This is a genomic window from Vibrio sp. D401a (genome assembly GCF_030248515.1).
Lineage (GTDB): Bacteria > Pseudomonadota > Gammaproteobacteria > Enterobacterales > Vibrionaceae > Vibrio > Vibrio rotiferianus.
On record NZ_JAHGAI010000008.1, the window covers coordinates 114161 to 134540 of the forward strand.

18 protein-coding genes are annotated in these 20380 nt (G+C 44.1%); 9 read left to right on the top strand and 9 right to left on the bottom strand.

Annotated elements, in window-relative coordinates; genetic code table 11:
- Positions 1-39 precede the first annotated feature (39 nt).
- The 4 genes from KIV41_RS04780 (at position 40) to KIV41_RS04795 (ending at position 6138) form a co-directional block, all read left to right on the top strand.
- On the top strand, positions 40-1053 hold the full coding sequence (locus KIV41_RS04780; RefSeq protein WP_010451711.1) for an AraC family transcriptional regulator: 1014 nt from the start codon (positions 40-42) through the stop codon (positions 1051-1053).
- Positions 1054-1594: 541 nt separating this feature from the next.
- On the top strand, positions 1595-2863 hold the full coding sequence (locus tag KIV41_RS04785; RefSeq protein ID WP_285335791.1) for a hydroxymethylglutaryl-CoA reductase: 1269 nt from the start codon (positions 1595-1597) through the stop codon (positions 2861-2863).
- A 392-nt stretch (positions 2864-3255) separates the two neighbouring features.
- Positions 3256-4803, top strand: coding sequence for a DUF1800 family protein (locus tag KIV41_RS04790; RefSeq protein ID WP_285335793.1), 1548 nt, complete (start codon positions 3256-3258; stop codon positions 4801-4803).
- A gap of 9 nt (positions 4804-4812) precedes the next feature.
- Entirely contained in the window at positions 4813-6138 is a 1326-nt protein-coding gene (locus tag KIV41_RS04795) for a DUF1501 domain-containing protein (protein ID WP_285335794.1), read from the top strand.
- A gap of 70 nt (positions 6139-6208) precedes the next feature.
- Here KIV41_RS04795 and KIV41_RS04800 read toward each other — a convergent pair whose 3' ends face one another.
- Complete coding sequence (locus tag KIV41_RS04800; RefSeq protein ID WP_088880129.1) at positions 6209-7306, bottom strand: ketoacyl-ACP synthase III; 1098 nt, start codon at positions 7304-7306, stop codon at positions 6209-6211.
- Between the two features lie 165 nt (positions 7307-7471).
- On the opposite strand from KIV41_RS04800, the gene trxC reads away from it, so the two are divergent.
- Together trxC and KIV41_RS04810 are read left to right on the top strand one after the other, a co-directional pair.
- Positions 7472-7906: a thioredoxin TrxC gene (gene trxC, locus KIV41_RS04805; protein ID WP_285335795.1), complete on the top strand. Its 435-nt coding sequence runs from the start codon at positions 7472-7474 to the stop codon at positions 7904-7906.
- Positions 7907-8082: 176 nt separating this feature from the next.
- On the top strand, positions 8083-9243 hold the full coding sequence (locus tag KIV41_RS04810) for an MFS transporter (protein WP_045388834.1): 1161 nt from the start codon (positions 8083-8085) through the stop codon (positions 9241-9243).
- A gap of 31 nt (positions 9244-9274) precedes the next feature.
- Here the strand turns inward: KIV41_RS04810 and KIV41_RS04815 are convergent, their stop codons facing one another.
- Positions 9275-9664, bottom strand: coding sequence for a nitrous oxide-stimulated promoter family protein (locus KIV41_RS04815; RefSeq protein ID WP_010451695.1), 390 nt, complete (start codon positions 9662-9664; stop codon positions 9275-9277).
- A gap of 58 nt (positions 9665-9722) precedes the next feature.
- Entirely contained in the window at positions 9723-10232 is a 510-nt protein-coding gene (locus KIV41_RS04820) for a GNAT family N-acetyltransferase (protein WP_038883169.1), read from the bottom strand.
- A gap of 72 nt (positions 10233-10304) precedes the next feature.
- Between KIV41_RS04820 and KIV41_RS04825 the strand changes: the two genes are divergently transcribed.
- On the top strand, positions 10305-10493 hold the full coding sequence (locus KIV41_RS04825; protein WP_010451691.1) for a DUF2986 domain-containing protein: 189 nt from the start codon (positions 10305-10307) through the stop codon (positions 10491-10493).
- Positions 10494-10563: 70 nt separating this feature from the next.
- Here KIV41_RS04825 and KIV41_RS04830 read toward each other — a convergent pair whose 3' ends face one another.
- The 3 genes from KIV41_RS04830 to KIV41_RS04840 form a co-directional block, all read right to left on the bottom strand.
- Positions 10564-12735 carry a TonB-dependent receptor gene (locus tag KIV41_RS04830; RefSeq protein WP_285335796.1) on the bottom strand — a complete coding sequence of 724 codons (2172 nt, stop codon included), beginning with the start codon at positions 12733-12735 and terminating at the stop codon, positions 10564-10566.
- A gap of 89 nt (positions 12736-12824) precedes the next feature.
- The gene (locus tag KIV41_RS04835; protein ID WP_285335797.1) at positions 12825-13565 is read right to left on the bottom strand and encodes a siderophore ferric iron reductase; all 741 of its coding nucleotides are present in this window, start codon (positions 13563-13565) and stop codon (positions 12825-12827) included.
- 162 nt (positions 13566-13727) lie between these two features.
- On the bottom strand, positions 13728-15344 hold the full coding sequence (locus KIV41_RS04840; protein ID WP_285335798.1) for a methyl-accepting chemotaxis protein: 1617 nt from the start codon (positions 15342-15344) through the stop codon (positions 13728-13730).
- A 475-nt stretch (positions 15345-15819) separates the two neighbouring features.
- Between KIV41_RS04840 and KIV41_RS04845 the strand changes: the two genes are divergently transcribed.
- A complete protein-coding gene (locus KIV41_RS04845) occupies positions 15820-17151 on the top strand; it encodes an anaerobic C4-dicarboxylate transporter (protein ID WP_010451687.1) in 1332 nt (443 codons plus the stop codon).
- Between the two features lie 104 nt (positions 17152-17255).
- On the opposite strand, the gene KIV41_RS04850 is transcribed toward KIV41_RS04845, so the two are convergent.
- Positions 17256-17744 (bottom strand): NYN domain-containing protein, encoded by a 489-nt coding sequence (locus KIV41_RS04850; protein ID WP_010451686.1) that lies wholly within the window; start codon positions 17742-17744, stop codon positions 17256-17258.
- A 120-nt stretch (positions 17745-17864) separates the two neighbouring features.
- Between KIV41_RS04850 and KIV41_RS04855 the strand changes: the two genes are divergently transcribed.
- The gene (locus tag KIV41_RS04855; protein WP_182025205.1) at positions 17865-18305 is read left to right on the top strand and encodes a DUF4174 domain-containing protein; all 441 of its coding nucleotides are present in this window, start codon (positions 17865-17867) and stop codon (positions 18303-18305) included.
- 22 nt (positions 18306-18327) lie between these two features.
- Here the strand turns inward: KIV41_RS04855 and cobA are convergent, their stop codons facing one another.
- Positions 18328-19086 (bottom strand): uroporphyrinogen-III C-methyltransferase, encoded by a 759-nt coding sequence (gene cobA / locus KIV41_RS04860; protein ID WP_285335799.1) that lies wholly within the window; start codon positions 19084-19086, stop codon positions 18328-18330.
- A 298-nt stretch (positions 19087-19384) separates the two neighbouring features.
- On the bottom strand, positions 19385-20233 hold the full coding sequence (locus KIV41_RS04865; RefSeq protein ID WP_285335800.1) for a formate/nitrite transporter family protein: 849 nt from the start codon (positions 20231-20233) through the stop codon (positions 19385-19387).
- Positions 20234-20380: the final 147 nt, after the last annotated feature.

The window sequence follows — 20380 nt, forward strand, 5'->3', positions numbered from 1 at the left end:
AGTTTGAGGTTAATTGGCTATACATGGAGTATCCGCTTAATGCCAAATCCCGCGTTTCATTTCCCCGTTGTTCAAAGCAACTACGCACGAATTATGGTAGAAGTCTTTGCCAACTATGGTTTGGACAAGCACAAACTACTCAGTGACGCCGGACTACCAGCGGATCTATTCCAGTCTGACAGCGACTACATTCCATCTGAATCGATAAAACGTTTAATCCACTTAACCTCTTCTCAACTTGGTGTCCGCAAGTTTACTGACTTATTAGTACTCATCTTTCGTCGTCGTGTCATACCTAATGTCTTGCATCAGTTTGTGCCATTTCAGACCATTGGTGATTCGATGCAACACATCGACGAGATATTCAGTTTAGACTCACCCGGAAGTAACGTTTCTTTCGAAATCCACCACGGTCACGCTTGGTTCTGTCGTTTCTCAGAACAGAAAGACACTCAAATCGCCGACTGGTCAGAAGCATTTGCAGTCATTTACATTACTGAGCTCATCAGCATTTTGACCAAAACCACGTGGTATCCAAGCAAGGTGCGTCTACAAGGGCACAACAGCGACATCGTAAAAAGTATCGTGCCTAACCAATGCCAGATCTTTGTGGGTCAAGAAAAAGCTGGCGTTTACATACCAGAAGATATTCTGGCCGTACCAATCCAAATATCAGACTCTCAATTAGGCGCCAAACCTAGTCAGCTCCAGTGGCATACGAGTTTTACTGATAGCGTGTTTGAACTCCTTCGCCCTTATGTGCGAGAGCGTAATTTATCGATAGAAGAAGCGGCTCAGTTGCTGAGCTATTCTGTTCGAACCTTTCAACGAAAGTTAAAGAATGAAGGGACTTCTTTTCGGCATATTAAAGAGTCATTGATGTTCTCTGTGTCTTGCGAATTGATGGAAGAAGGACACTCTCTCACTTATATATCCAATCAACTTGGCTACACCAGTATTTCGCACTTTTCACGCGCATTTAAAAGAGTGTCCGGGTTATCTCCTAAAGTGTATAAACAGTCGATAGCGCTGAACGCTTCCAGCACTTCGTGACGTTATACTGCTCAGTCCATTTGAGGCTTGGTATTTGGTAATTGCTTGAGTTTGGCTTGCATCAGCGTTGCGAGGTCTATTTCATCGCAAAGCACTTCTACGTCCTGAACTCGAAAGTAAACAATCATACGTTACCCTCAATTGAAAACGTGGGGCTATTATGCCGCAGCGCTACTCGAGTTATTTACCATTTCACGCCACGCTAGCATATTTCTATTTCATCATTTTGGTGTTCAAAATTAGAGTAATTCACCCACTTTGCGCAATTTTAACAATGATAAGAATTCAGCGTTCTTTTCGCATCTTGTTCATCTATCTCACGCGCCATTGCGATTTTTAATTAATTATTTTCAATAGGTTAAGTCTCAATAAAATCTCATATCTCGTCTTTCATACAGCCGTTAGCACGCGATCTTCGGCTTAATCCGAATATTCATCTGTTTGAAGCTGAGCAACCTTTTGTTGCAAAACGTATACGCGGGATTGTAATCACGTTTTGTATCACTACAATTCCAAACCAAATGAATAAAGAAACGTTTGTATGCCGAAATTAAATTTAGACAGCGCAAGGAATAGCTCTGCACTCTCCGAGAATGAAACCTGCGAAAAAGTACAATCGGCATTAGAACCGAAATACCACAAGCCAGAAAAGAAACTCTGCCTTAGTGCAGGTCTGACGGAAAAGCACATTGCACGTCGTTGGAAAGTTCTAGAATCCATGACGGACAAAGATCTTCTTCTGGATCCTTTCACTCAATTGCATTACGACCAATACGCCAACAACATTGAGCACTTTATCGGCACGGTGAACCTCCCTGTAGGCATTGCTGGCCCACTTCGCATTAACGGCTTGTTTGCTAATGACGACTACTTAGTTCCACTTGCTACAACAGAAGCAGCCCTAGTCGCCTCTTATAGTCGCGGTGCGAACTTAATTACGGCCTCTGGTGGCGCAAGCACGCTTTTGATCAGCGAAGGCGTCAGCCGTACACCCGTATTTGGATTCCAATCTCTCGCAGAAGCCGCACAGTTTGTTAGTTGGGTGGTTACCCAATATGACATCTTCCGTAAAGAAGCGGAGTCAACTACGACGCACGGAAAGCTAAAAGACATCAACGTCAACATTGAAGGTAATCATGTTTACTTGGTGTTTGAATACGTAACGGGGGACGCTTCAGGTCAGAATATGGTGACCATCGCAACACATAAAGTGTTCCACTACATTCTTGAACACAGTCCTATCCAACCAACTGATGCTTTCTTAGATGGCAATCTGTCCGGTGATAAGAAGGCAAATGCGCATACTTTACGTTCTGTGCGCGGAAAAAAAGTATCAGCGGAAGTGACCATTCCAAAAGCACTTGTTGAGAAATACCTCCATACCACCCCAGAAGCCATGGTTAAATTTGGCAAAATGACCATGGTTGGTGGTTTACTCAGTGGGTCGATTGGTATCAATGCACACTATGCAAATGCTCTTACCGCACTTTACATCGCGTGTGGGCAAGACGCGGCATGTGTTGCCGAATCAGCCGTTGGTATTACAAGAATGGACGTTGACACAGACGGTAACCTGTACGCTTCTGTGACTCTTCCAAACATCATGGTCGGTACGGTTGGTGGAGGTACTGGCTTGCCAACACAGAAAGCGTGTTTGGATATTCTTGGCTTGCATGGGAATGGCAAAGCGAAAGCCTTGGCAGAAGTTGCTGCCGGTCTATGCTTGGCGGGTGAGCTTTCAATTGTTGGCGCATTCTGTGCCGATCATTTTTCTAGAGCACATCATAAGCTCGCCAGAAAAAGTAACTGATTACTTTGTTGTATAGGTGGCACGCGAAGTGTTGCCTATCTTATCCCTCAGCCTGAAAAATGAGCTATCAGATAAAGTAATTCATGCTTTTGCATGATGGTTTTTGCCCCCAACACGCCGTTAAATAGCCCGCCAATACTTATTGTTTACATAAAATTAATTGATGCTTAGATCACGTTTTTATACGGCTGTTTCAATCTTTTACCTCGTTTTTTTGAACTAACGAAAGCCTTGATTTTAGTATTTGTCTCACGCACCCGCTAAATCTCCGCTTTAGTTTGTCTATACTCGCTTTGAAACAGTATGTTAGCTTTTTCTTAATTAGCTCAAACGATTTTGCTCTTTCATTGTCACTCACTCCCATACGGCTATACGTAGGTAAGAGAGTTTATATGAAACGTCAGAAACTATATCACTTAACCCTATTTTTCTTCTTCGTGCTTTCAGTTGGTTCCATGCAACCCGTTATGGCTGAATTAACACAGCAACAAATTACGCGCACACTATATCAAGCGACTTTTGGGCCTACTCCTCAGAGTAGAGCTCAGCTTGAGTCGCAAGGCTTAAGCCTTTGGCTAGAGAATCAACTCAATTATCCACCCACTCTCCACATAAACTTGTATCAAACCCCATTTACTCGAGGAGCCCAAGCAAATAGAGAAAATTCTTGGTATCAAATTTCAGTAACGTCTCAAGATCAATTAAGACAACGAACTGCGTTCGCACTAAGTCAAATACTCGTAGTATCTAGGTATGGGAACAGCCTTTCAGGCAAAGCACTAGGACTCGTGACCTACTACGATCTTTTAGTTGAAAACGCATTCGGTAATTATCGGGATCTACTTTATAAAACGGCCACACATCCAGTTATGGGCAGCTACCTCTCGATGATGGGAAGTAAAAAAGCAGATAATACGACTGGCTCCCTACCCGATGAAAACTATGCCAGGGAGCTTATGCAGTTATTTACTATTGGCTTATATGAGTTGAATCTGGATGGTACAAAGAAACGAGACTCCGCTGGAAACGCCATTCCTACCTATAGCCAGTCAGATGTGCAAGAGTTAGCTCGTTCACTAACGGGATGGTTGAAATCAGATAGCGCTTTTACAAAACCCATGCGTGTTGTTGACTGGCGCCATGACGATGGCTCAAAAGCTTTTCTTGGGAGCACGATTCCTTCCGGTTTGAACGCCGATGATGAACTAAATCTAGTCATGGATATTTTAATGGCCCATGACAATATTGCACCTTTCGTGTCAAAACAACTAATACAACGCTTAGTAACATCGAATCCAACACCTGACTATGTCGAGCGAGTTGCGTCGATATTTAATGACAACGGTAGCGGGACAAAAGGCGATTTAGGCGCGGTTGTTAGTGCAATATTGACTGATCCCGAAGCCTTAGGCTTAAGCACGGTACAACCTATTAAATTAAAAGAGCCCATTATAGTTTTTATGAACTTTCACCGTGCTCTAGGGTTTGAGCCAATCGATAATCGCTATTACGGTGCTGTCGGCCTAATGAACTCAGCTAACCAAGGCGCATTGCGCTCGCGAAGCGTTTTCAATTTCTATTCTCCGGATTATGTGCCTTCTACATCATTTAGCAATGCGGGTTTAGTGGCCCCTGAGTTTGAACTGCTTGATTGGTCTGTTTACACCGATGTGGTGAACACAATGTACAACGAAATACGCCAAAATGGCGGAAGGACTCATGCTCTGGCACTTAATGAGTACTACCAACTGCTTGATGATCATCCTGCACTCGTTACATTAATCGACCAACGACTGCTAGGTGGTGATGCATCAACTGAACTCAAAGAGACTCTGCTCAACGTTTTAGATGCCTACAAATCCAATTACGTTGCCAAAACCAAATTGTCGTTGGCCTTTTTTACCGTGTTATCTAGCCAAGAATTCTTTGTTCAAGATTAGGAGCTCAACATGGATATATCTCGAAGAAACCTATTGAAAAGCACTGCCTCCCTTAGCGTCCTAGCATCCATGGGCTTGCCGAGTCTGACGCTTGCCTCACCAAGTAATGATTACAGAGCGCTGATTTGTGTATATTTGTCCGGCGGAAACGATGCAATTAACACCGTACTACCTCTGTCTGATTCCCATTATCAAGCGTATAAAGCGGTGAGAAGTAATTTGGCTGTAGAGCGAGATACGATTCTCTCAACTCACTTAACTGCCACCGATAATTATGGAAATGAAGTCCCTCTGGGCTTACATCCAAGCCTTTCAGCACTTCAGCCCCTGTTCGAACGCGGTGATGCTAACGTCGTTTTAAACAGTGGTATTCTTGAACGCCCTCTGAGCAAGTCTGAAATAGAACAAGACAAGGATGTACTCCCTACTCACTTATTTTCTCATAACTCTCAAAGGAATAGCTGGTTATCCGGTGGAATGCCCGTTGATTCAAATTTAGGCTGGGCCGGAAGAATGTTGGATGTATTGAGTTCACAGGCTGATGTAACACCGTTATATAGTATCCATGGAGATTCTCTATGGCTCAGATCTGTCGACCATACACAGACGGTTTTAAGGCAAGACAGGGTACTTCAACTAACAGCAATTAATAAAAGTGATTTCAACGAGGCATATACAAAAATACAGGCCATTAAACCTGCAAGTCTTTTCGGTAACCATTTCAATACGATGACAGAGCAGTCTATGTTGATGAGCCAACTTTTAGCGAGTGAGCTTAAATCCGTCGAGCCAGTTGCAGGGTTTAGTAAATCAAGCTTAGGGAAACAGCTTAATATGGTATTTAAGCTAATCTCACGCCAGAGCTCTCTGTCACAACAACGACAAATCTTCTTTGTTAAACATACTGGCTATGACGTGCATGATGCTCAGTTAACAAAACATCCTTCGCTTCTAAAAGATCTTTCGGAGAACCTCAGTGCACTATATCAAGCCCTTGATGAACAAGGACTTAATGACAGTGTAACTGCCTTTACCATGTCTGATTTTGGCAGAAGAATGACCAGCAATGGTAACGGTACTGACCATGGTTGGGGTGGGCATCAGCTCGTCATTGGAGGGGCAGTAAAAAGCGCTCAACCAATTGGTACTTGGCCTGAACTAGTACTAGGTGGTGAAGACGACTATTCCAAAGGTCGGTTAATTCCTAAGATTGCCGCAGACCAAGTCGGTGCAACTTTGGCTCAGTGGATGGGGATCAGTGATGGCGCGGCACTAGATTACGTATTCCCTAACATTCGAAATTTCTCGACATCGAACTTAGGCTTTATGGCTTAATTTACCAAAACGCAAAAGATAAAAAAGGGAGCAAAATGCTCCCTTTTGTTTATCGCATGTATTGCTTCGTTTACGCGTCTTCACCGCGAGGGCGTTCGTTACACAACTTGATTGCGCGCTCTAAAAGCTCCAACGCTGTCTTATCGCTTTCTGGTAGCACCGCGTCGCTTTCAGCAACAGGCGTTACACGGTCCCCCCATTTCAATACTGCAGCACCCCATGTCAAACCCGCACCGAATGCCGCTAATAGCATGTTGTCGCCTGGCTTAACACGTCCTTGCTCTAACGCTTCACACAGCGCAATTGGCACTGTTGCTGCCGAAGTGTTACCGTAATTTTGGATGTTCACAAAGGCTTTTTCTTGTGGAATACCTGAAAGGTCACACAGCGTTTGGATGATACGGATATTCGCTTGGTGCGGGATTACCACGTCGATTTGATCTGTGGTTAGCTCTGAAGCTTTCAAAACCGTTTTCGCCGCTAGACCCATGCCTTTTACGGCACGTTTGAAGATCTCTTGACCAACAAAGTTGAAATCCCAGTAACCGTTGTCTTCCGCAAAACGATCCATGCATGTGCCAAACTTAGGCACAGAAAGGATGTCACGCCCTTTTGCATCACAACCAATTTGCGATTGCAGTAGGCCTGTTTCTTGTTCTGTACGAGTCAGAACTACGGCCCCTGCACCATCGCCGAACAATACCGCAGTATCACGCATTGCCCAGTCAATGTAGAAAGAGAGACGTTCAGCACCAATAATGATTGCATTACGGTAGTTGCCTGATTGAATCAAACGTGTACCTGTTTCAAGGCCGTATACAAAGCCAGTACATGCCGCGTTTAAGTCGAAAGCCGCTGCAGAGCGAATACCAAGGTTTTGCTGAACCTTAGATGCAATGTTTGGAATAAGAGAGTCAGGAGAGCATGTAGCAACAATGATAAGGTCGATATCACTCGCTTCTACACCTGCACGTGCCATTGCATGTTGCGCGGCTACCGTTGCCATGTCCGACGTGTTTACGTGGCTAATGCGACGGTTTTCGATACCAGTACGGGTGCGAATCCATTCATCTGAAGTTTCAAGGAAAGTGCTAAGGTCGTCGTTAGAGAGCGTGGCTGGTGGAAGACATTTTCCCCAACCGGTTATTTCAGCGTAGTAATTTGTCATCGCAGACCTATTTATTGTTGTATTTTAATGAAATTTCTTAGAACCTGTTCGGGTCCAAATACAGACTTGCCGTCTTATATTTCGGCAGGCTAAAAAATAAGTATACAAATTATGAGGCTGACTGGTAAGTCATGTTTTCATGAAGTTGTCATAAAGGAAGAAGTCATGTCATCGTTTAAAACTCGTTGTCCGTCTTGTGGCGGTTTAAATCGCGTCCCTAATGAGCGAGTTGCGGAAGCTGCAAGCTGCGGTAAATGCAAGAATGCTCTATTTGATGGTGCCCCAATAGAAGGTACTGTCGATAATTTCTCAGCGTTGCTAGAAAGCAACACGCCAGTCGTGGCCGATTTCTGGGCACCATGGTGCAATCCATGTGTGGGGTTTGCTCCTGTTTTTTCGGATGTCGCGCAAGAACAGGCTGGAAACGCTCGTTTTGTCAAGATTGATACCGAAGCGCAACAACAATTAGCGGCACAGTTCGGTATTCGCAGTATTCCAACGATTATGGTTTTTAAGAATGGTCAGCGTGTTGACATGATCAATGGTGCCCTACCAAAAACTCAATTTGATCAGTGGCTAAATCAAGCACTTAGCAAATAAACCCCTTCGCCAGCCTAACTCTTAGGCTGGTGTTTTTATGCAGCATTCCCTCATAGAATATCGATAAATATCTTTTGTCGAAACGACTTAAATATATCGTTTTACTTGCCTATTAATTAGCCTCATATTCGCGCCAAATAACCCCTGATTTTTACTTAACTTATAGGCGCAAAACATTGGAAAACACAGCCATTCCTGCAGCATCACCACGAGTCACAGTTCCTGTCGTAGCACTGTCTCTTTATGCAGTGGCATCAGGCTATTTGATGAGCTTGATCCCTCTTATGCTTGGTGAATACAACATCTCTGCTGATTACGCGAGTTGGTTGGCGAGTGTGTTCTATGGCGGTCTATTAGTTGGTGCTATTTTCTTTGAACGTATTGTTCGTAGCGTGGGCCACCGTAAAGCATTTGTCGGCTGCCTAGCGACTTTCTCATTCACCATCGTCGCACTACCATTAGTTCCAAATGGTATCGTATGGCTTGTTGCGCGCTTCATTGCGGGTATGGCAGTTGCAGGCGTGTTTGTGATTGTGGAATCATGGCTAATGTCCGGTGATGAATCTTCTAGAGCAAAACGCTTGAGCCTTTACATGCTGTCTTTATACGGTGGCTCTGCTCTTGGTCAGTTTGGTATTGGTATCCTAGGAGTAAGCGGCGGTGTTCCTTTTGTCGCGATCACTACACTGATCCTAATGGCGATACTGGTTTTGCTGTTCATTGATTGCGAACAACCAAACAGCCATGAATCAACAGCATTATCGTTCAAACAGATTTCTAAACTAAGTCACGCTGCAATCATTGGTTGTATTGTTTCAGGCCTAACTTTGGGTGCGATTTATGGCCTGATGCCAGTAGAACTCGCAAACCGTAAGATCAGCCACCAGGACATCGGTACATTGATGGCGCTCGTGATCCTAGGGGGCATGCTTGTTCAACCTATGGTTACAGCATTAAACAAGTACATGGCACGTACTGTGTTGATGGCGTTTTTCTGTATCTTAGGTATTTTCTCTATCGGCCTGACTTTTGTATCTTCATCAGCGGTAGTACTTGCAGCGGCACTGTTCCTGTTGGGCATGGCAACTTTTGCACTATACCCAATCGCAATTAACTTAGGTTGCGAAGGATTAGACGAGCGTTTCATCGTATCTGCAACGCAAGTTATGTTGTTCAGTTACAGCGTCGGTTCAGTAGCTGGCCCAGTGGTTGCCGATAAATTCATGGGTCAGATGCACGGCTTGTTGGGTTACTTGTTCGCCGCTCTGCTTGCGACTTGTATCTACATGCTAATCGCAGCAACCAAATCAAAGCACCAAATGGCTGCAGGGCTGTAATATCTGCGAAGCAAAATACAAAAACGAGGGTCTAGCACCCTCGTTTTTTGTTTTCCATCCGCTTATGGCGATTCGAAGCATTAGCAGCAGGCTTTTCCGGAACATCACGTTTCTCGTGTACTAAATGCCGAATTGCTAGAATTGGGTGCTTAAGCAACATTCTAGGCCCAGAGTAACGCATAATAAGTCGCATTTGCTCTTTAGGTTCCGGTTTGTAGCAGTGAATTGGGCATTTATTACAAGTCGGCTTTTCTTCTCCGTAAGGACAACGATCAAGCCGAACTTCCGCATACTCTAATAATCCGCGACATTCTGAGCACAACTCACCATTCGTGCCATGGTTATCTTTGCAATAGATCTCTACCATCGCCTTGACGGTTTTAAACTCTGTGGCGAGCTTCCCCAATAAAATGTCGCTCATTCTTTTCCTCTAGCTAAATCGCCTTTAGCTGCAACTGCTTTAGTTACGGCTTATCGAGTTACAACTTCATGGTATAAAGCTGTAAATTCCGACCATTATCGTAGGTCTGCTCGATGCGCTCAAACTGAAATCCCAATTTTTCTAGCAAACTTATACTACGTATATTGTCATTATTAGTGATGGCAACCAAGTTTTCTATTTTCATATCCTCACGGGCAAAATCCACGACAACACTCGCTGCTTCACTCGCGTAACCTTTGCCATACGCGCTTGGTAAATAGCCATAACCAATATCAAACGCGGTTAATGTATCGCGCTTGACCAAGCCACAGATACCAATTGGCTGTTGGTCATGCTTGGTTTCGACCACCAGCAAGCTAACCCCTTTAAGCTCTTGCATGCGAAGCATGTTTTCTTGGATATAGCGCTTGGCTTCGTCTAAGGTGCGAATTTGCTTATCACCGACGAAACGATAAAAATCGGGTTGGTTGTAGAGTTCTAAAATAAACGGTGCATCTTCTACACTGACAAGACGCAGTGTGAGTCGCTCGGTTGTAAGTGTTTTCATAGGGAATCCATTAGGGTTGTAACTTGGCGGAAAAATCACTATCCTGCCCCGCTAAATTAAAGGACCAACACCATGAACCGCAAGAAGAAAATCAATTCGATCTTAAAAGCGAAGTTGAAAAAGCAAAACGCAAAGCTTCATAAGAGCAACAAGCCACGTTACATCTCTAAAGCTGAGCGTGCGAAAATGGAAGCAGAAGAGCAAGCGGCTGCGCAAGCTTCAGAAGGAACTGAAGTAACCCAGCCTGCTGACGAAGCATAAAAAAAGCCGCACAACGCGGCTTTTATTTATCCAAATTTAACGTGCTTATTTGTATCTCAGATACAGACTTTTAGTAGTTAAAGCTGTAGTTAAGCGTGAACGTACGACCTCTTCCTTTGTAGTCATAAGCAGCTGAGTCATAGTGACTCGCATATAGGATTTGTGCACGTTGTCCCCACACCGTGGTGTAATCCTCGTTAAATAAGTTTTGGATTCCGAACCCAAGTTGGCCAACTGGCAGCATTACGTTACCCAGTAAGTCGAACGTAGTGTAGCCATCTAGCTTGTTGTCGGCTTCATCTTTGTAATCAAACATGGTTTGACTTTGTAGGCGCAAAGAATAGTCGTTTTGATACCAAGCCGCCCACGCATTTGCCTTTGACGTACTCGCCTTACCAGCACTTAAATCTTCCCACTTGCCATCGGTCTTAAGTTCAGACACAACATAGTGGCCCGAAGCACCTAGCAAAATATCACTCGTCACCCAATAGTTGATGTTCGCTTCCGCACCATATACGCGTTGCTCATCATCCACACTGGTGATCAACAAGGTTTTACGGTCGTATTTGATCGAGTTATCGGACTGCGAATAGTAACCTGCCGCTTGCAGTGATAATGAATCTGTATCCAAGCGGTAACCAAGCTCATAACTGTCCGTTTTAATACCGGAGAGTTTCGAATCAGATACGTTGATACTGTCTTTCAGAGCGTAATGGCCGTTTGCATCCGGTGCATCGTAGCTGCCTTGTCCATAGTATTTCGCTGGGTCAGCCAGTTGGAAGCCTTGAGAAAAGTTCGCCCAGATTTGTGAGTCATCATTCAGCTCATAGATAGTGCCTAGATTAAAAAGACTTACCGAGTAATCTGTGCTGCCACCTGGGACGGCATCTGCAGATGTACCTGTTCCTGCAGCGATCTTCTTCTGTACGCTGTAAGCGACAAAATCATCGATCTTGTTATTCATGTACTGATAACGGTAACCCGCCTGAATAGACCAGTCGGCATTTATCTCGTAATCACCTTGAATAAACAGAGCATATGATGAAACATCGACGCCTGGGTAGCGCCCTACTTGCGCATAAGTCTTGTTAACCAAGTTACCTGAGTCATTCGCGATAGTTGAGTCAAACAGCGCTTGGTTGCTATCAAAACGGTCAAGGTACGCATCAACACCATAAACTAAATTGAGTGCATCCCAGCCTTTAGCAAGTGCTAAACGCCCTGCTAATACTTCGGTTTCTTGTTGAGAGGCACTCTGAAAGTACGGCGTGAAAGTTTGATTCTCGCTTCGGTAAGAAAGTTCGCCAATCAATTGGTGTCCAAATACAGAATCATGGCTGTAATTGGTACTCAGCAAAATACGCTCTGTGCCTTGTTCACGGTCAGATTCAAATCCCTTACGTACATCAACGAAGTCTCGTCCCACAATATACAAACCGTAAGGAGAGTCCTGCTGACTGTCGTAGTATTGTGCAATAAGGCTTAGTTGGCTTTCATCTGACGTTTGAATCTCCGCAGAGCCCATTACATCGAGCGTTGAGTTGTATTGTAAAGAGCCTTGAGAAATATCTGGAGTGACAATGTCACCATTCCCGTCATAGAAACCCTGAGTTTCACCATAGACTACTGAGCCGCGAGCAGTAATTTGTTCATTACCGCCAGATACAGATTGCGCGACTTTGTAATCGAAATCATCGCTGTTATTAAAGCCAGTTGTACCACTTACATAGGTTTCAAAAGAAAGTTCATCCGACGTCGCTTTCTTGGTAACAATGTTAATGACACCGCCTGTTGCACCAGCACCATAAATAGAAGTTGCACCAGAAAGCACCTCTATGCGTTCAATATTAAATGGGTCGATGGCATCTAATTGGCGACTAATGGGACGTGAAGACTGTAACGACACCCCATCGATCATCACCAACATCGTGCGACCGCGAAGATTTTGCGCGTAGTTAGTGCGACCACCAGTACCAACGTCTAATGAAGGGATGGTCGCTGATAAGATGTCACCAAGGCTTTTACCTGCTCGGTATTGTTGAGCGATCTGTTCTTGGTCAACAAACCATACCGTGCCTGGAATGTCAGAAATTGACTTAGGCATAATACTGCCAACCACAACCACCTGTTCGTCGGTGTTGCTTTGTTTGTTTGGGTTCGGTTGGTCAGCGAGTGCGTGAAATGCATAGCCACTGCTCATCGCGAGCACGATGAGATTTAGAGAGAACTTCCTTTTTATCATTGTCTTTATCTTTTTATAAATTAAAAGAAGCGACAATAATACTCATTCTCAACAGCAGATCTAGCACTGTTACATATGTTTAATAATTGTTAACAAGAAAGGCTTTTTGATTTCACTAGCCGCTTATTTTCTTCTGTCCTTGGGCAGTTTTTACAGAGCTCCCTTCCCTCACATTTATACACGAGACAACAACTCTTGCGAACGAGCTTCAGGGGCTGATCTTCGCTAAGCTTATGCAAAGATGAAACATTACCTTCATCCAACCCTAAAGCTTGTAGCCAAAGGATTCCGTGGGCATGGATGATGTCATTACTAAACTGAGGGAAGTGCTGTTGGAGGCGTATTAAGCATGCCATCACGCCATCTGACATCAATTGATGAGTAAAACCCGGTCGAATACGTATCCATTCACTCATTTGAAGTTGGTAAAAGTCATAAAGTTCACGTATTTGCTTACCCGCCTCGACAATCAATTCTTCGATATCACCATGAATATGCTGCTCATCTTCAAAACGATAGCCAGTGACAAACCCATGCTGCACATATTGCCCCATCCCCCTTAAGCGTGGCAGTGTATGAAATCCATAGATAGAAATGAAAGCAACAAACATAGGTTGCCAACATAGTAGATCCCAAGTTCTGGTAAGCCAATAAGCTTTGCCCGCCTCTGGGTGGGCGTGAGAAAGCGACTCATACAGAGACTGAACAATTGGGTTGATATTGTTATCGATATGAATGGCACTGGCATCAATCTCGCCGATGCTGCCATGTAAAAAAGGGGTGACTTCTTTTGAGTAATGGAAGAGTTGTGGGAAAAACTGAGTAGACATCAATGTTCTTAAACGTATTTAGATTTGAACAGAGTTATACGCATGCAAAGTTAGCAATGCAAATAATTATCAATATTACTTGTGTTTTATCACTTTAGTGGCCTAGCAAACTACCGAAAGTACTAAGAGCCCCAGTTTAACTGGGGCTTAACCAGCTGTTTTCTATACTTTAAAATACTTCAGTTGATCGTGCAGTACCTCTGAAGCGGCCGCTAAATGTTGGCTTTCTTCAGCGAGCATTTGAGAAGCATGCTTAACTTCATTGGCAGCTAAATGAATCGTACTGACATTTTCCGTCATTTCATTGGCAACTAACCCTTGTTGCTCTGAAGCTGCGGCAATTTGCGAGACCATGTCGTTTGAGCGAACAAGCTCTTCTACCATGTCTCCCAACTGGTGTTGAGTAGATTGTGAGATACCAACACTCTCCTCCACTTTAGCGTTGCTGCGTTCCATTGCTTTTACAGTGCGATCTGTACGTTCAATGAGCGAGTCTATCGTTTGTTGAACTTCATCTGTCGATTGCTGAGTACGACTTGCTAAATTGCGCACTTCGTCGGCAACGACTGCAAATCCTCGACCTTGCTCTCCAGCTCGTGCCGCCTCTATCGCAGCATTCAGGGCAAGTAAATTGGTCTGCTCCGAGACTTCACGGATCACACTAACTACCGCGCGGATATCATTAACCCCAGCTTGCAGTTCACTTACCAACTGATCGGCTGATGCGATCTCTCTTGAAACATCAGAAATCGTCGTCGCGGTCTGCTCCATCGCCTTACCACTCTGCTCAGCATGTGTGGTTACAAGTGAAGTGCTATGGGCAGTGTTTTCTGCGTTATTGGCGACATCAGCAATAGTGGTACTCATTTCAGTCATGGCGGTAGAAAGAAGCTCTAACTGCGCATGTTGGCTATTTACACTTGTTGCGGCTTCTTCACTCGCTTGAGCAATACTTTGTGCCATATTTGATGATTGCAGCGCCGATTCATGGGCGGCAAGTAATGTACCTTGTAGCTGCTCTAGCATACGGTCAATTTCATTACTCATTTCACCTAGCTCATCTTTACGACTCGCATTTAGGCGTACTGTCAAATCACCATCTGCGATCTTATGAGTGTTTTTAATTAGGCGTTGTAGAGGCTCAACAATATTGCTCGAAATAACATAGCCCAAAGCGGTCAACGCGATGATAAGCACGAATGCAACTACCGCCTCTTTTATCGCATTGGCGTAAAACACCTCTTGAATGTCGGCGACTAAAATTCCTGAGCCAACAATCCATTGCCATTCTGGGAAAAGTTTCACATAAGAGATCTTGTCTTTTAAGTCTCCTTTAGGGCTTTTCCACTGGTAATCTAAGAACCCTGATTGCGTCGTTTTGGCGATTTGTGCCATTTCACGCCAGTGGTACTTGCCTGCACCATCTCTAAAGCTACTCGCATCGACACCATTTAATTCTGTTTTTGTCGGATGCAACACAACTTCTAGAGTGGGTGTGACGACCCAAAAGTAGTTGCTAGTGTCGTATCGCATTTGAGTGATCGCGCCGATCGCTGCTTGCTTCGCAGCTTCTTCACCCATGGTTTGTCTTTGCTCGTAGTAGTAGCTAAGTAAATTAACCACAACTTCTACTTGTGCACTCAGTTTATTCTCTCGTTCTTGTAACGAAGACTTTCTCTGTTCATTCAGGTTATACGCACATGAAGCGATAAGAAGAAGAGCAGAAAAGACGACGAGTGATAAGAGCTTATATTTGATGGAGAGGTTACTCAATTTCATAGACTAGCCTTTTGTTTATATTTTTTACTGACGTAGACCGAATCTATTAAATTGAACGCATAAATTCCTGATGCATATCAATCTTTAAGAAAATTGTTACCGCGAAGTATCTAAATACTCTAATAGCTCACACCCATATAACATACAGTTATTAGAAACTGGAATATATATTACCAAACAGTCACTTATTGATAAATTTATGTCTTAGATAAAAGACAACAAAACATTCTATTAACTTTATCGAACAGCACCCCGCGGTCACATTTTGCGCGAATGTTAACAAATGATGTTGAAGCAAAATAAGCTTACGCAAACCTTAGATATCATCCTGATAACACTTTTCGTTCTGAGCGTGAACTGTCCCAAATAACTGAACATTACCGTTTCTTATAAAATGGAATGTGAACAAGGCAAAGTATTTTTTTCTTGAATATAGAAACAATAGATGTCCCTGTTTCTAATAAGGAAATTAAACATGTTGTATCTTGAGTTTCTCTTTTTGCTCGTGATGCTGTATATCGGTTCTCGGTATGGCGGCATTGGTCTTGGCGTCGTATCTGGCATTGGTTTGGTGATTGAAGTTTTCATTTTCAAAATGCCGCCAACCTCTCCACCCGTCACCGTTATGCTTATCATCCTTGCGGTAGTCACTTGTGCATCCATTCTTGAAGCCGCTGGTGGCTTAAAATACATGCTGCAAGTCGCTGAACGTGTCTTACGTAAAAACCCAAAACGTGTGACTCTCATTGCTCCTTTTGTAACCTATTCTATGACCTTCTTACTTGGTACTGGTCACGCGGTTTATTCCATCATGCCGATCATTGGCGACGTTGCTTTGAAAAACGGTATTCGCCCTGAACGCCCAATGGCAGCGGCATCGGTTGCATCGCAAATTGCTATCACTGCGTCACCAATTTCAGCAGCCGTGGTTTATTACCTAGCGCAACTGTCTGACATTCAACACGAAATCACACTATTGTCGATTCTACTTGTGACGGTACCTGCAACCTTGTTCGGTACTTTGTTGATGTCGCTATACAGCTTAAAACGCGGTAAAGAACTTGAAGACGATGAAGAATACCAAGAGCGTCTGAAAGATCCGGTTTGGCGCGAGAAGATCTTGAATACAACCGCAACGTCTTTGGACGAAGTGTTACCAACTAGCGCACGTAACTCGGTATTGCTGTTCATTCTTTCAATTCTTGTGATCGTCGTTATCGCGATGTGGCCGGAAGTACGTACCATCGTTGACGGAGCAAAACCAATCAGCATGGCAGTGGTTATTCAGATGATGATGCTCTGCTTTGGCGGTATCATTTTACTTGCGACTAAAACCGATCCACGTGATGTACCAAATGGCGTTGTCTTTAAATCAGGTATGGTGGCAGCGATTGCTATCTTCGGTATTGCTTGGATGTCAGATACTTACTTCCAATACGCAATGCCTCAGTTTAAGTCAGGCATCGTAGAGATGGTAACCAACTACCCTTGGACATTTGCACTAGCACTATTCATTGTGTCTGTTGTGGTGAACTCTCAAGCTGCGACAGCGCGTATGATGCTACCAGTTGGTCTGGGTCTTGGTTTGGAGCCAGCGCTGCTTATCGGCCTAATGCCAGCAGTTTACGGCTACTTCTTTATCCCGAACTACCCTTCAGATATCGCGACAGTAAACTTTGATACGTCGGGTACGACTAAGATTGGTAAGTGGTACTTCAACCACTCATTCATGTCTGTGGGCTTGATTGGGGTTATTGGTGCTTGCTGCCTAGGTTACGTGTTAGGACAAATGATTATCCCATCATAAACCGAACATAGGTAAGAAAGTTTGGGGCGAGTCATTGTACGTTTGCGTACAGCCTGAAGTGACTCGCCCTTTCTTTATTCTCGAAGCCACATGGCTAGTTGAGTCTAAAGAAGAAAATCATCATCGACTGCAACGAAGTGATCGGCACAATCAATCAGTGTTTGAGACGTTAACTTTGGTACACCATACACAGTAACTTTTTTATTGAATCGTTGCTGAATACGTTCCACCAGCATACTAAAATCCCCATCGCCAGAAACAAGAACGATCTCGTCTACTTCCGGCGCTACTTCAATCGCATCAAGCGTGATACCCACATCCCAATCCCCTTTAGCACTGCCATCACGGCGTTGAATAAACGGTTTAAGCATCACTTCGAAGCCAACGCCACGCAGAATATGGTGGAACTGGCGCTGCTTAGGGTCGTTACTCGCAATAGCATAAGCTCGCGCGCTTACCACTTCTTTCCCTTGTGTTGCAACATACCAAAACTGGTTGTAATCAAAATTGCTGCGGTACGCTTCACGACAGGTGTAATAGACGTTTTGTACGTCGACTAAGATTGCGATCTTTTGTTTGCTATCCGAATTCATCTTCTTAATACACTTTATTTGTTTGTCGCATACCCTATGCCACTTTGAACCAAAGCACAATGAGCTAATTCCACTAAACTTACCGTATAACTTGGTATCCGCGTTTCAAGGAGTGAAGCCATGAGTAAGACGATCATTACCCTGTTGCTTTCATGCCTCTTATCAAGTCCAGCATTTGGATATCCAGCACATGCCCAATACTGGCCACATCGTAGCGTGCTCTATTTTGCCCCCGCAAACGACAATCACGTTAAGCAATTTTTGCTAGAAGCATTGATGAATGAATGCGAATTGGAAGATAGAGACGTCATCACCTTGGTCATAGCGGAAGACGGCTTTACTGAACCTTCTTGGCTAAAAGAAGAGTTCGATTTGAAAATGCTGGCCGCACTCTACGACGTCAAAGCAGGTCAACACACTGCAATTCTGCTAGGTAAAGATGGCGAAGAGAAACACCGCTGGGGGGCAAAGACCGATTGGCAATTCATCAATAGTCTTATCGATCAAATGCCAATGCGGAAAAGAGAGATGCAACAGAAACGCAGTCCTTGCGCCATTTAATACTTAGCGGTTAGGGCTTTCGTTATTTGCCGAACCAGTCCAATTTGTTGTGCAGCTGCGTTACGCTGCCAACCTCAATTAACGCAGGACTTACAGCCTGTTCCGCCATGCTCGATAGCTCATTTAACTTACCTTGGAAAACACGTTGCTCTGGGCGCGTGCCGTTTTCAATGATTGCGCATGACATTTCAGGGTCCAAACCATGTGTAATCAGTTTATCCATGATATGACCGCTTTGCTTCAATCCCATGTAGAACACAAGTGTGTTGTTAGATTGCGCTAGCGAATGCCATTCAATCTCGCGACCATCTTTTTGTACATGGCCTGTAATAAACTGAACACTTTGAGCATGATCGCGGTGCGTTAATGGGATCCCCGCGTAAGCTGTTGCTCCTGCTGCCGCAGTAATACCCGGAACCACTTCATATTTGATACCGAATTCAGCTAATTCTTCGAGCTCTTCACCACCTCGGCCAAAGATAAATGAATCACCGCCCTTCAGACGCACTACACGCTTACCTTCTTGCGCTTTTTGCACCAAGATTTGGTTGATTTGATCTTGAGGCACACAGTGAAAGTCTAATTTCTTGCCTACATAAATCATCTCTGCTGATGCGTGAGCCAATTCAAGAATGTCTTTGGACACCAATCGGTCGTACACCACAACTTCAGCCGCTTGAATTGCTTTTAACCCTTTTACAGTAAGTAAGTCTGGGTCACCTGGGCCTGCGCCAACAAGAGAAACAAAGCCGCTGTTTAAAGATGAGTTAACAGTAGTCATATCAACGCCTATCGAAAAATTTAGATATAAAGAGAGACTCTTGGCAAAGAAGCGCTTTTTATAGCCAAATAGCTTATTTGTAGATGGGAACGAGGTTCCCTGCTCTGAAGTTCCTTCATCTAAGGAATGACAGGCTTTTCGCTTTGCTTGTTATCGCATTAGATGAGCAGTATTTGTTGAATTGCTCCTATTTGAGTCATTCCCGAAAGCGACGAAGGTGCGTAGTCGGGAATCTCTCAGTTCAAGTCCCAAGAGAGTCCCGACTCGTTCATTACCTAATATTGGTAATAAACCTCGATTACTTAGCCATTACAGGCTCTGCTTTTACTTCTTCTTCAGCATTGATAGAAGGCGCAGTTTTAGCGTGAGTTAGGTACAGTGGGATACAAGTCATTACTAGACCACCAACGATGTTACCTAGGATGGTTGGGATAAGGTTGAAGTTCAACCAAGTCGCAATACCGAAATCAGCACCTAGAATCATACCTAGTGGGAATAGGAACATGTTTACCACTGTGTGCTCAAATACTAGTGCGAAGAAGATGAAGATTGGGAACCACATCATTGCTACACGGCCAGACACTGAACGTGCAGTCATGTTGCCGATAACGCCTAGACACACCATCAGGTTACAGAAGATGCCGCGTACGAAACACGTGATCCATCCGTCCATGCCCATGTTTTCAAAACCAAGGCTACGTGCAGTAGAAACTGCGATAAATTTCTTCGCTACTGCGTTTAATTCTAGAGAGAAGTTACCTGTTAAAGAGATTGCCACTAGGTAAGCTACGATTAGAGAACCGATTAGGTTACCCAAACCTACAAGACCCCAACAACGGAAGATACGACCCCAAGTGATACCAGGACGGTTTGCGAATTTAGCGAGAGGCGCTAGACCGAAAACACCCGTTACTAGATCGTAGCCCATAACACTAAGAATCACGAAACCGACTGGGAAGACAAGTGCCCCTACAACACCAACACCTGTTTGTACGATTGTGGTAATCGCAACAACAACCGCAAGCGATAGGATGATACCCGCCATAGTACCGCGAAGCAGAAGGTCACGAGTACTGGTATTGGTTTTCGCCTCACCCACGTTGATCACGGTTTGTACGAATTCAGCAGGTTTAAAGTCTGTAGACATGAATGTGTCCTTATTCAAAATTGAAAGTTAAAAGTTGAAATTGAATAGTGAAAGACTCGCTGTTCCTCTGTTCCCCAACTGAGAAACAACGAATCTTTAAGCTATTAAATCTCCATAGCCTTCTTATTTGTCACCTAGCTGCTGCAA